Origin of the sequence: Saccharopolyspora aridisoli (assembly GCF_004348445.1) — a bacterium.
GTDB classification, from domain to species: Bacteria; Actinomycetota; Actinomycetes; order Mycobacteriales; family Pseudonocardiaceae; genus Saccharopolyspora; species Saccharopolyspora aridisoli.
Genome location: NZ_SMKV01000027.1, coordinates 58276 through 71022, shown reverse-complemented (window position 1 = coordinate 71022; position 12747 = coordinate 58276). Strand labels below are relative to the sequence as shown.

Genomic DNA, 12747 nt, shown 5'->3' with positions numbered 1-12747 from the left:
CCCGACCCCCAGTACGGGCGCGATCCCCGGGCCCTCCCTGATCACCGCGTCGCACCACGAAGTCTGCCCGCCCCAGCGCCGGTGCGAGACCGTGAAGCTGCCCGAATCCGACTGCGTAGTCGTACGCACCCGCACCAGGGGAAGCTGCCGACGAACGCGACAAGAGCGCCTCCCGGCTCTCGGCCGGGAGGCGCTCGATCGAGTCTGATCAGGTCAGATGGCGGCCACGCCGGTCTCGCCGGTGCGAACCCGCACGACGCTCTCGACCGCGGTGACCCACACCTTGCCGTCGCCCACCTTGCCGGTGCGGGCGGCGTTGACGATCCCTTCCACGACCTTGTCCACGTCGGTCTCGTCGACCAGGACCTCCACGCGGGACTTCTCGATGAAGTCAACCGAGTACTCAGCGCCCCGGTAGACCTCGGTGTGGCCCTTCTGCCTGCCGTAGCCCTCGGCCTCGCTCACGGTCATGCCCAGCACGCCGAGCTTGCCGAGCTCATCCTTGAGATCGTCCACCTTCTGCGGCTGAACGATCGCGGTCACCAGCTTCATGCGCGGCTGCCCTCCAGCTTGCGGTCTGCGACGTCGCCGGCCGGAGCCGATGCGCGGCGAGCGGATCGGTCATCACCGAAGTGGTACGCGGTCTCCGCGTGCTCGGTCTCGTCGATGCCCGCCTCCTCGTCCTCCTCCCTCAACCGGAAGCCGGTGGTCGCCTTCACGAGCAGGGCCAGCACCAGGCTGAGCACGAAGGAGTAGATCAGCACCGCGAAGGCCCCGACAGCCTGCCGCCACAACTGGTCCAGCCCGCCGCCGTAGAACAGGCCCGCCACGCCCGCCGGGGCCTCCGCCGAGGCGAACAGGCCCACCAGCAGCGTGCCCAGCAGACCACCGACCAGGTGGACGCCCACGACGTCGAGGGAATCGTCGTAACCGAACTTGAACTTCAGGCTCACCGCCAGCGCGCAGGCCCCGCCCGTGATCGCCCCGATCGCGATCGCGCCCAGCGGCGTCACCGACGAGCAGGCAGGGGTGATCGCGACCAGACCGGCCACGATGCCCGACGCGGCGCCCAGCGTGGTGGCGTGACCGTCGCGCAGGCGCTCCACCAGCAGCCAGCCCAGCATCGCCGCGCTGGTGGCGACCAGCGTGTTGACCAGTACGAACGCCGCGGTGTTGTCGGCGGCCAGCGCAGAGCCGGCGTTGAAGCCGAACCAGCCGAACCACAGCAGGCCGGCGCCGAGCACCACGAACGGCAGGTTGTGCGGCTTGCCGACGCCCTTGGGCCAGTTCTTGCGCTTGCCCAGCACCAGCACCAGGGCCAGCGCGGCGGCACCTGCGTTGATGTGGACCGCGGTGCCACCCGCGAAGTCGATCGCGGCCAGGCGGTTGGCGATCCAGCCGCCGACGGCGGTCACGTTGCCCGCGTCGTCGGTGTCGTCGAAGTCGAAGACCCAGTGCGCGACCGGGAAGTACACCACGGCCGCCCACAGCGCGGCGAACAGCAGCCACGGGCCGAAGCGCGCGCGGTCGGCGATGGCGCCGGAGATCAGCGCGACCGTCAGGATCGCGAACATCGCCTGGAAACCGACGAAGGCCAGCGACGGGATCGTGCCCGACAGCGAGTCCTCACCGAGCAGGCCCGCCAGACCGAAGTTCTCGAAGGGATTCGCCAGCAGGCCCAGACCACCGATGTCGGTGGCGAAGGCCATCGAGTAACCGAACAGCACCCACAGCACGCCGACCACGCCGATCGAGCCGAGGCTCATCATCAGCATGTTCAGCACACCCCGGGACCGGACCATGCCGCCGTAGAAGAACGCCAGCCCTGGAGTCATCAGCAGGACAAGAGCGGCGCTCACGAGCACCCATGCGGTGTCGCCTGAATTCACATTGCCTCCCCGTGCGAACCGAGTTGGGCCGCATCTTGGGGAATGCCTGTTTCAGGCGGAGCGTCGTGCTGTAACGCAGGCGTGAAATGAGACCCACCCCGCTGTTACGGGGACGTGCGCAGGTCAATTCGGTGTTACGCGGCCGATCACCGACGGGACCTGGACCGGTCTTCCGACGGAGAGCCCGAACCCCAGCCAGCCCGCTGAGCAGGCCAGGACCAGCACCAGCGGCAGCGTCCACGCGCCGGAGACGTCGTGCAGCAGGCCGATGAGCAGCGGACCCACCGCAGCGATGAGATAACCCCCACCCTGGGCCATACCGGACAAGGCGGTCGTGGTGTCGCTGTCCGGCGAGCGCAACCCCAGCAGCGTCAGCGCCAGGCCGAACGCCGCACCCTGGGCCAGGCCCAGCACCACCACCGCGGGCCAAAGCAGCCCGGTCGGGCCGAGCAGGATGCCGCCGAAGCCGGACATGAGCATCAGCGACAGCACAGCGATGATCGGCCGCTGGTCGTGCAAGCGCCTGCACAGCACCGGGATCGACATCGACCCGGCGGCCTGGATCGCCGCCTGCACGCCCAGCGCGAGCCCGGCCAGCTCCGGGGTCATCCCCCGGCTCTGCAACATCGTGGGCAGCCAGCCGAACACGACGTAGGCCAGCGAGGACTGCAAGCCCATGAAGAAGGTGAGGTGCCACGCCAGCGGACTCCGCCACAGGATTCCGGGGCTGACCGGCTTCGGCGCGGCGACCGCGCTGCCGCGCACCGCGACCAGGCTGATCACCAGGGCCACCAGCACCGGAACGGCCAGCAACCCCAGCGGCGCCCGCCACTGCGAACCGAACGCGTGCCCGACGGGCACCACGGCGGCGGCCGCGAACGCGCCGCCCAGCGTCAGGCACATCGTGTAGACGGCGGTGACCACCGGGACCCTGTGCGGGAAGTCGCGCTTGATCAGACCGGGCACCGCGACGTTGGCGACCGCGATCCCCGCGCCGACCACGACCGTTCCCGCCAGCAGCGTCGGGATGTCGCCGTAGGCGCGCAGCGAGTTGCCGATCAGCAGCACCACCAGGCAGCCCAGCAGCACCCGCTCATCGCCGAAGCGCTGGCGCAGCCGCGGCGCGACGAACGCGAACGCGCCCAAGCACACCACCGGCAGGGTGGTCAGCACGCCGCTGAACGTGCCTGAGACCCCGAGGTCCCGCTGGATGCGGTCCAGCAGCGGCGCCACCGCCGTGAACGGTGGCCGCAACGCCAAGGCCACCAGCACGACCACGAGCACGGTCACGATGGCGGTGACCCGCTGGGTGCGCGGCGCTCCCCCCTGGACTCCGGTGCCCACGCAACGTTCCTTCCCGAAGCAGACATCACAGACGACGAGGCTCTGACCAGCGAGCCCAGCTCAACCCAACTACACCGAACACCCGCCCAACAACTCACGAGCAGTGAACCTCTGCACACTCCGACCGAGAACCGCCCGAGAACCCCAGATCTCCGCGCGGACCCCGACGCAGGACTCCGCTGAGAGGGTCCAGGCGTCGCCGCCGCGGAGCTGGGTAGAGGAGGAAGCCCCCGGCGGGGCTTCACCCGGGCCGGGGGCTTCGCGTGCGGGGTCGGGCTCGCGTCAGTTGAGCAGGGCGTCGACGAACGCTCCCGGCTCGAACGGGGCGAGGTCGTCGGCCCCCTCACCGAGGCCGACGAGCTTGACCGGGACGCCGAGCTCGCGCTGGACCTGGAAGACGATGCCGCCCTTGGCGGTGCCGTCGAGCTTGGTCAGCACGATGCCGGTGACGTCGACGACCTCGGAGAACACCCGGGCCTGCATGAGCCCGTTCTGCCCCGTGGTGGCGTCGAGGACCAGCAGCACCTCGTCGACCTGAGCCTTCTTCTCCACGACGCGCTTGACCTTGCCGAGCTCGTCCATCAGACCTGTCTTGGTGTGCAGCCGGCCGGCGGTGTCGACCAGCACCGCGTCCACGGCGCTGTCACCGCCCCGGCTGACGGCCTCGAACGCCACGCTGGCCGGGTCGGCTCCCTCGTTGCCGCGCACCACCTCGGCGCCGACGCGCTCACCCCAAGTCGCCAGCTGCTCGACCGCGGCAGCGCGGAAGGTGTCGGCGGCACCGAGCAGCACGGTGCGGCCGTCGGCGACGAGCACGCGGGCCAGCTTGCCGGTGGTCGTGGTCTTGCCGGTGCCGTTGACGCCCACGACCAGCAGCACCGCCGGCTTGCCGCCATCGGACGGGTCGCCGTGCGGCAACGCGCGCACCGAGCGCTCCATGTCCTTGCCGAGCGCGTCGACGAGCACCTCGCGCAGGACGACGCGGGCCTCCTCCGGACTGCGCACGGCGCGGGAGGCGATCTCGGCGCGCAACCGTTCGGTGATCTCGGTGGTGGTGGCCGCGCCCAGGTCTGCCATCAGCAGGGTGTCCTCGATCTCCTCCCAGGAGTCCTCGTCGAGATCACCCGCGCCGAGCAGGCCGAGCAGGCTCTGCCCGAAGGTCGTGCGCGAGCGGGACAGCCGACCGCGGAGGCGTTCGAGTCGACCCGCGGTGGGCTCGATCTCCTCCACCTCGACGGCGGGCGCCTCGGGCTCAGGCGGAGCCGTGGGCTGCGCGGGAACCTCCGGTTCCGCGACGGGTTCGGCCGTCGCGGTGTCCTCGGGAAGATCGACGTCGACGATGCCGCGCCGCTCGGTGTCGCGGGGAACCGCTGCGTCGTCACCGACGCCGGGCTGGCCCTCCACCTCGGTGCGCTCTTCGACCGGGTGCTCCGGCGCGGCTGGTTCGGCCGCGGCCTCGGGCTCGGCGGTCGCGGCGCCGCTGGCGAAGCTGATGCCGCTACCGGTCCGGTAGCCGCCGCCCTTGACGGCGGTGGGCGCGTCGGCTTCGTCCTCCTCGCGCAGGCTGATTCGCCGACGACGGTTGAGCACCACACCGGCGACCACGGCGAGAGCCAGCACCACCGCGACGACGACGACGATCAGAATCAGGGTTTCGGTGGTCACCCGCCCATCCTCCCACCTGCTCTAACCGCCTCGTCCAGGCACCTGCCGGGCAGTTGCGTGAGCATTTCACCAACAATGGCCACGAAGTGCTTGCTTTTTCATGCCCGTGTGCAATACACCACAGGTATGCGCTGGTGGCGAGTGGTGGGGCTGCTCTCGGGAACGTCGATGGACGGCATCGACCTGGCCGCTGCCGAGCTGCGCCTCGACGGCGAGACGATCGAGCTCCGCCCGCTCGGCGAGCACACCCTCGACTACCCAGCGGCCCTGCGCGAAGACCTCCTCTCGGCGCTGCCACCGGGGGTGCTCGACGCGGCAGCCCTCTGCCGGCTGGACACCCTCGTCGGCCGGTGCTTCGCCGAAGCCGCCCGGCTCGGGGTGGACTTAGCCGGCGGTCAGGCCGACTTCGTCGCTTCCCTCGGCCAGACGATCTACCACTGGGTCGAACGCGGGCGTGCCCTCGGCACCCTCCAGATCGGGCAACCTGCCTGGATCGCTGAGGCCACCGGACTGCCGGTCGTCTCCGACCTCCGCACCCGCGACGTCGCCGCAGCCGGCCACGGCGCCCCGCTCGCAGGAGTCCTCGACTCCCTCTGGCTCGGGGACGGATCGGGATCGGGAACCCAGGTGGCGGTGAACATCGGCGGCATCGCGAACATCGCCGTGATCGGAGGAGGGGAACCCCGCGCCTACGACACCGGCCCCGGCAACGCGCTGATCGATCTGGCCGCTCAGCAGCGCACCGGGAAGCCCCAGGACACCGACGGAGCGCTGGCGGCCTCCGGTTCGGTGAACGCCGACCTGCTCGCGATCCTGCTGGACGACGGCTACTACCGGCTGCCCGCGCCGAAGTCCACCGGCAAGGAGCACTTCAACGCCGCACACCTGGACCGGGCGCTCACCGACCTCGGCGGGCCGATCGGCGACGGTGACCTGTTGGCGACCCTGACCGAGCTGACCGCGCGCACCATCGCCGACGCCTGCCGGACCGAAGGCGCCGAACGCGTCGTGGTCGCCGGTGGCGGTGTGCACAACCCCGTGCTGCTGGCAGCACTTCGCCGACAGCTCGACGCCCCGGTGCTGGTCAGCGACGATCTCGGGATGCCTTCCGACAGCAAGGAAGCCTTGCTCACCGCGCTGCTCGGCTTCCTGACCTGGAACGGCCTCCCCGGCAACACGCCCGGGACCACTGGGGCCTCAGGTCCTCGGATCCTGGGCAGCATCACGCCGGGCGCGACCGGCCTGCGACTGCCCGAACCCGCCACCACCCAGCCCCGACGGCTGATCATGCGGTCCGCCGCGACGAACTAGGAGGCCAGATGCGATCGCTCGACCTCGTCGTGATCGGGTTGTACCTGATCGCGATGCCGGCACTGGGCCTGCTGCTCAGCGGCAAGCAGAAGAGCTCGCAGGACTACTTCGTCGGCGGGCGACAACTCCCGTGGTGGGCCGTGTGCTTCTCGGTGGTGGCCACCGAGACCTCGACGCTGACCGTGATCAGCGTGCCGACGGTGGCCTACCTCGGCAGCTTCACCTACCTGCAGCTGGCGATCGGCTACCTGATCGGCCGCATCGTGGTCTCCTTCGTGCTGCTGCCCCGCTACTTCGCCGGAAACCTGGTGAGCGCCTACGCCTTCCTCGGCCAGCGCTTCGGAACCGGTTTGCAGGGCACCGCGTCGGTGACGTTCTTGATCACCCGGCTGCTCGCGGACGGCTTGCGGCTGTTCGCCACGGCGATCCCGGTGAAGGTGATGCTCGCGGCGTTCGACGTGCACATGTCGTACTGGCAGATCATCGCGCTGCTGGCGGTCCTGACCGTGATCTACACCTACTTCGGCGGCATCAAGGCCGTGGTCTGGGTCGACGCGATCCAGATGTTCGTCTACGTCGGGGGCGCGATGCTGGCCGGGATCATCCTGTTCGGCAAGCTTCCCGGCGACTGGTTCTCCACGGCGATGGCCGAGGGCAAGTTCCAGCTGCTGGACTTCTCCTCGTCGATCATCACCGACCAGTACGCGTTCTTCACCGCGGTGATCGGTGGCGCGGTGTTCGCGATGGCTTCCCACGGCGCCGACCAGCTGATGGTGCAGCGCCTGCTGGCCTGCAAGGACCTCGAGGACGGCCGGCGGGCGCTGATCGCCAGCGGTGTCGTGGTGGCCCTGCAGTTCGGGCTGTTCCTGTTCATCGGCACCATGCTGTGGTCGTTGTTCAGGGGAGCCACCCCGGACTCGATGGGGCTGGCCAGTTCCGACGAGCTGTTCCCGCGGTTCATCGTCAACGACCTGCCGCCGGGCATCTCGGGGCTGTTCATCGCCGGCATCCTCGCCGCCGCGATGAGCACCCTGGCGTCCTCGCTGAACTCGCTGTCGACCTCGACGGTCAGCGACCTCTACCAGCGGCTGTCGAAGAAACCGCTCGACGACGCGGCCGTGCTGAAGATGGGCAAGCTGTGGACGCTGGTGTGGGCGGTGGTGTTCGTGGCGTTCGCCTCGATGTTCACCAGCACCGAGGACCCGGTGGTCGAGGTCGGTCTGAGCATCGCCAGCTACACCTACGGCGCGTTGCTGGGAGCGTTCCTGCTGGGTCTGCTGGTCAAGCGCGCGCGGCAGGCCGACGCGATCACCGCCTTCGCAGCGACCATCGCGGTGGTGCTGTACGTCGTCGTCGGGGTCAGCTTCCCCGACGGTGAAGGCGGCGAGACGTCGTTGGCCTTCCCGTGGTACACCCCGCTGGGCGTGATCGTGACCCTCGTCGTGGGCGGGCTCCTGGCACTCCGCCACAGTCGGGATGAACAACCCGTCCCCGAGACCGTCCAACCCGGGTCACCGCCGCAACCAGATCCCCGATCGCGGTGGTGATCGGGGTGCGACACGACTGCGGCCCCCGGTGAGTTGCCGGGGGCCGCAGTCTTGCCTGCGGGTCAGGCGAAGGCCAGGGGGAGGAGGCCGACGAGGAGGAGCAGGACGAACGCGGCGATGCTGACGCCGATCGTGACGCCCAGCCCCGGGGTTTCCTGCGGGGTCGGACCGATCGCGCCGTCCATGAAGACCATCGCCGGGGGCTTGTAGTACACGTCGAGCTGTTGGCCGGCTCCGACCGGGATCACCGCGGTGGCGTAACCGATCTTCCACAGGTAGTTCACGTGGACTCGGACCTGGTGCTGCCCGGGCGGCAGGTCGATCGGGTTCTTGCCCCAGGTCAGCACCGGACCGGGCTGACCGTTGATCGTCACCTGCGGTTTGAACAGCAGGAAGGCGAGCATCAGCCAGTGGTACGAGCAGTCGATCAGCAGCCGTCCCATGCCGGGCGGAGGCGGCGGGAACTGCGGAGGCATCTGCTGCTGCGGCATCTGCTGGTGCGGCTGCACCTGCTGCGGGGCCATCTGCGGCATCGGCCCGGACTGCGGGTACCCAGGGCCCTGCTGGGGGTAGCCCTGCGGCGGATATCCCTGCTGCTGCGGATATCCCTGCTGCTGCGGATGTCCCTGCTGTTGCGGGTAGCCCTGGGGCATCGGCTGCTGCGACATCGGGCCGGACTGCGGACCGTACCCGGGGGGCACCTGGGCGCCCTGCTGCGGATGCGGCGACTGCCCTGGCGGGGGGCCGTACGGGTTGGTCATCAAGAACTCCTAGTGCCTGCCTCGGTCCCCGCACTGGGGGTGGTGCTCGCGGGAGCACGACGCCGACCCTCGCCCGGAGAGATGCCGGATCACGACCATCTTCGCGCATGCGTTCCCCTGCCCCCAACCCCCCATCGCAAAGCCTGCGCACGGCCCTTCAGCACCGCCGGGAACGAGCCGATCATGGAGCAATGGGAATGTTCGTCCACAGGAGCCGGGCCGGATCGCCAACCGGTTACCGCACCGAGCACCGGGAGGTGCGGAGCAGGCTGGACGCCTTCGCGGTCGACGACCTCGACGACGTCGACTGGCTCATGATGCGCACGCACCTGGCCGAATGCGCCGACTGCCAAGCCGACCTGCGCCGCCCCGAGCTGTGGAACCGTGCCGCACCGCAACGCGTCATCGCTGATCACGACGTGCTGCGGCAACCGCACCGGGAGACCGCACCGGGCTGGACGCTGATGCTCGGCGTCGTCCTGGTGGCCGCGCTGGTCGCCTTCGGCGTCGGCTACGCCTGGGGCGGGATCTAGTCCAGGACCGAGGCGACGTCGCCTTCTTCAGGGGCGCCTTCGGGCTCGGGTTCGTCGGACTTCTCGTCCGCCTTGCCCTTCAGGCGCTGCGAGATGACCTGGGTGATGCCATCGCCGCGCATCGTCACGCCGTAGAGCGCGTCGGCGATCTCCATCGTCGGCTTCTGATGCGTGATGATGATCAGCTGCGAGGTGGCGCGCAGCTGGTCGAGCAGCGTGATCAGGCGCCGCAGGTTGGTGTCATCCAGCGCCGCCTCGACCTCGTCCATCACGTAGAACGGCGAGGGGCGGGCGCGGAAGATCGCCACCAGCATCGCCACCGCGGTCAGCGACTTCTCGCCACCGGACAGCAGCGACAGCCGCTTGACCTTCTTGCCCGGCGGACGTGCTTCGACCTCGACACCGGTGCTGAGCATGTCGCCCGGATCGGTCAGGGTGAGGCGACCGTCGCCACCCGGGAACAGGACCTTGAAGACGACCTCGAACTCCTTGGCCACGTCCTCGAAAGCCGAGCTGAAGACCTCCAGGATCTTCTCGTCGACCTCCTTGACCACGCTGAGCAGGTCGCGGCGGCTGTCCTTGAGGTCTTCCAGCTGGGTGGACAGGAACTTGTAGCGCTCCTCCAGCGCCGCGAACTCCTCCAGCGCCAGCGGGTTGACCTTTCCCAGCAGCGACAGGTCCTTCTCCGCGCGCTTGGCGCGCCGCTCCTGGGTCGCGCGGTCGTAGGGCACCGGCGGCGGGGCGTTGACCTCGTCGCCGCGTTCCTTCGCGGCCTCGTACTCGGCGACCTCGGCGGGGCTCGGCGGAACCGGGACTGTCGGGCCGTACTCGTCGACCAGGTCGTCCAGGCCGATCCCGAAGTCCTCGATGATCTTGGTTTCGAGCTGTTCGATCCGCAACCGCTGCTCGGCGCGCACCACCTCGTCGCGGTGCACCGCATCGGTCAGCTTCTCCAGCTCACCGGACAGCTCGCGGACGCGGGCGCGGATCACGCCGAGGGCCTGCTCGTGCTCGCTCTGCTTGGCTTGCGCGACGTCTCGCTCCTCGGTCGCGGCCTGCAGCGACACCGTGATCCGCTCCAGCGCGGTCTCGGCGCCGTCGATGACGGCGCGGGTGACGCGGGCCGCCCGTTCCCGGGCCTCGCGGGCGGCCGCGGCACGAGCGCGGGTCTCGCGCTCGTGACGTGCGGCGCGGCGCAGCTGATCGGCCCGGCCCTGCACGGCGCGGGCGCGCTCCTCGGCGGTGCGCTGGGTCAGCCGCGCTTCCATCTCCTGCTGGCGCACGGCCGTGAGCTCGGTGGAGAGGCGGTCGCGCTCGTCGGTGTCGGGCTCGGCGGCCTCTTCCTGCTCGTCCTTCACGGCGTCGAGGCGCTCTTCGAGCTCGGCGAGCTTCCCCAGCGACTGGTCGCGGGTCTGCTCGACCTTGACGCGCCGCTCGGAGATCCGCTCGACTTCGGAGGTCGCGTTGCGGGCGGCGCGTTGCAGGCTCGACAACCGCTCGGTGCTGCGAGCGCGGGCGACCTTGGCCTCGTTGATCAGCTCCTGCGCGGCACGGGCCTCGGCGCGCCGGGACTCCTCCTCGGCGCGGGCACCTTCCAACGCGGCCGAATGCTGCTCCAGCCTGCGCTCGGCCGCGGCGAGCTCGCTCTCGGCCTCCTCGACGGCGGCGCGGACCTCGATGACGCTCTGCTTGTCGTCCGAACCGCCGGTGGCCCAGTGCGCGCCCAGCACGTCACCGGTCGAGGTCACCGCCCGCACGCTCGGGTGTTCCTGCACGACTTCCCGCGCGGCGTCCAGGGTTTCGACCACCACGACCTGGTCGAGCGCGCTGAGCACCGCACCCCGGAGCTCCTCCGGTGCGGTGATCAGGTCCACGGCCCACCGGGCGGATCCGGTCAGCTGCGGCCAGTGCGAGCGGTCGACGTCGGCGTCGGAGCCGATCACCACGCCGGAACGACCCGCTTCGTCGGACTTGAGCAGGTTCAGCGCGGTCACCGCGTCGGTGACACCGCGCACCACGACCGCGTCGGCGACCGCGCCCAGCGCAGCGGCGAGCGCCGCCTCAGCACCGGTTTCGACGGTGAGCAGCGCGGCGACCGAACCCAGCAGGCCTGGGACCCGGTCACCGGCGGCCAGCAGGGCACCGGCACCGTCCTTGCGCTGCAGGCCCATCGACAGGGCCTCGACCCGCGCCCTCCAGGACGCGATCTCGCGTTCGGCGGCGCGCTCCTGCTCGACCAGCTCCTCCACCCGCGCGCGGGCGGCGTCACGTGCCTGCGCCGCGTTCTCGCGGCGTTCCTGCAGGCCGGCGTCGTCGGAGTCGTAGCCGCCGCTCTCCTCCTCGGCGTCGGCCAGCGCACCGTGCGCCTCCTCGGCGCGAGCGGTGGCCTCCTCCAGGGATTCGCTGAGGCGCGCGATCTCGTCGGCGCTGTCGCTGACCTTCCCGCGCAGCGACTCGACCTGACCGGACAGGCGGGCTGCGCCTTCGCGCCGGTCGGCGATGGCTCGCACCGCCGCCATGTGAGCCTGCTCGGCCTGCTTGAGCTGCGATTCCAGCTCGGAGCGGCGCTGCACCACGTCCTGCAGGGCTTCGCGCGCCTCCTCGACCTGCTCGCGGAGTTCGATCTCCTGCTCGGCGGCTTCCTCGGCCTCGGCGTCGAGCTGGTCGGGGTCGCGACCGGAGCGCTGCTCCTCGGTCTGCTCGGTGAGGTGCCGGTGCCGTTCGACAGCCAGCCGCAGCGTGCCGCGCAGGCGTTCTTCCAGCGCCGACAACCGGTACCAGGTCTCCTGGGCCTTGTTCAGGCGCGGCGAGTCCGCGGCCACCGCCTCTTCGAGGGTCTTCTCCTCGGACTGGGCGAACTGCAGGGCCCGCTCGACCTCGGTGCGCTTGGCGCGCGCGGTCTCCTGATCGGCCTCGTCGCGGGCCAGGTCCGCGCGGGCCGTGACCAGGTCGTCGGCGATCAGCCGGAGCCTGGCGTCGCGCAGGTCGGCCTGCACGGTCTGCGCCTTGCGGGCGATCTCGGCCTGCTTGCCCAGCGGCTTGAGCTGTCGCCGCAGCTCGCTGGTGAGGTCGGTCAGACGCGTCAGGTTCGCCTGCATCGCGTCGAGCTTGCGCAGCGCCTTCTCCTTGCGCTTGCGGTGTTTGAGCACACCGGCGGCCTCTTCGATGAGCCGGCGGTTCTCATCGGGCTTGGCCTGCAGGATCGACGCCAGCTGGCCCTGACCGACGATGACGTGCATCTCGCGGCCGATACCGGAGTCCGACAGCAGTTCCTGCACGTCCATCAACCGGCAGGTGTTGCCGTTGATCTCGTACTCGCTGGCGCCGTCGCGGAACATCCGGCGGGTGATGGAGACCTCGGTGTACTCGATCGGCAGCGCGCCGTCGGAGTTGTCGATGGTCAGCGTGACCTCGGCGCGGCCCAGCGGGGCGCGACCCGCGGTGCCCGCGAAGATCACGTCCTCCATCTTGCCGCCGCGCAGGTCCTTGGCGCCCTGCTCGCCCATCACCCAGCGAAGCGCGTCGAGGACGTTGGACTTGCCCGAGCCGTTGGGGCCGACGACGCAGGTGATGCCGGGTTCGAAGCGCAGCGTGGTGGCCGAGGCGAAGGATTTGAAACCCTTCAGCGTCAGGCTCTTGAGATGCACGGCTGCCGTCGACCTTCCCGTCGGTTACGCGACCACGTCCGCGAGACTCT

At 70.2% G+C, this 12747-nt stretch carries 9 protein-coding genes; 3 read left to right on the top strand and 6 right to left on the bottom strand.

Annotated elements, in window-relative coordinates:
• Window positions 1-213: 213 nt before the first annotated feature.
• From E1161_RS19830 to ftsY, 4 genes are all read right to left on the bottom strand, one after another.
• Entirely contained in the window at window positions 214-552 is a 339-nt protein-coding gene (locus tag E1161_RS19830) for a P-II family nitrogen regulator (RefSeq protein ID WP_132625455.1), read from the bottom strand.
• Entirely contained in the window at window positions 549-1889 is a 1341-nt protein-coding gene (locus tag E1161_RS19825; protein ID WP_132625453.1) for an ammonium transporter, read from the bottom strand. The genes E1161_RS19830 and E1161_RS19825 overlap by 4 nt, the downstream gene beginning before the upstream one ends.
• Window positions 1890-2012: 123 nt before the next feature.
• Window positions 2013-3233, bottom strand: a complete 1221-nt coding sequence (locus E1161_RS19820) for a CynX/NimT family MFS transporter (RefSeq protein ID WP_235875160.1) — start codon at window positions 3231-3233, stop codon at window positions 2013-2015.
• Window positions 3234-3515: 282 nt separating this feature from the next.
• Window positions 3516-4898 (bottom strand): signal recognition particle-docking protein FtsY, encoded by a 1383-nt coding sequence (gene ftsY, locus E1161_RS19815; RefSeq protein WP_132625451.1) that lies wholly within the window; start codon window positions 4896-4898, stop codon window positions 3516-3518.
• A 126-nt stretch (window positions 4899-5024) separates the two neighbouring features.
• Here ftsY and E1161_RS19810 point away from each other — a divergent pair, with 126 nt between their 5' ends.
• Together E1161_RS19810 and E1161_RS19805 are read left to right on the top strand one after the other, a co-directional pair.
• Complete coding sequence (locus E1161_RS19810; protein ID WP_207920309.1) at window positions 5025-6209, top strand: anhydro-N-acetylmuramic acid kinase; 1185 nt, start codon at window positions 5025-5027, stop codon at window positions 6207-6209.
• Window positions 6210-6217: 8 nt separating this feature from the next.
• Complete coding sequence (locus E1161_RS19805) at window positions 6218-7756, top strand: sodium:solute symporter (RefSeq protein WP_132625449.1); 1539 nt, start codon at window positions 6218-6220, stop codon at window positions 7754-7756.
• Between the two features lie 62 nt (window positions 7757-7818).
• Here E1161_RS19805 and E1161_RS19800 read toward each other — a convergent pair whose 3' ends face one another.
• Window positions 7819-8517 (bottom strand): hypothetical protein, encoded by a 699-nt coding sequence (locus E1161_RS19800; protein ID WP_132625447.1) that lies wholly within the window; start codon window positions 8515-8517, stop codon window positions 7819-7821.
• A 197-nt stretch (window positions 8518-8714) separates the two neighbouring features.
• Between E1161_RS19800 and E1161_RS19795 the strand changes: the two genes are divergently transcribed.
• Window positions 8715-9050, top strand: a complete 336-nt coding sequence (locus E1161_RS19795; protein WP_132625445.1) for a hypothetical protein — start codon at window positions 8715-8717, stop codon at window positions 9048-9050.
• Here E1161_RS19795 and smc read toward each other — a convergent pair.
• A complete protein-coding gene (gene smc, locus E1161_RS19790) occupies window positions 9047-12697 on the bottom strand; it encodes a chromosome segregation protein SMC (RefSeq protein WP_132625443.1) in 3651 nt (1216 codons plus the stop codon). The genes E1161_RS19795 and smc overlap by 4 nt on opposite strands.
• Between the last annotated feature and the right edge of the window lie 50 nt (window positions 12698-12747).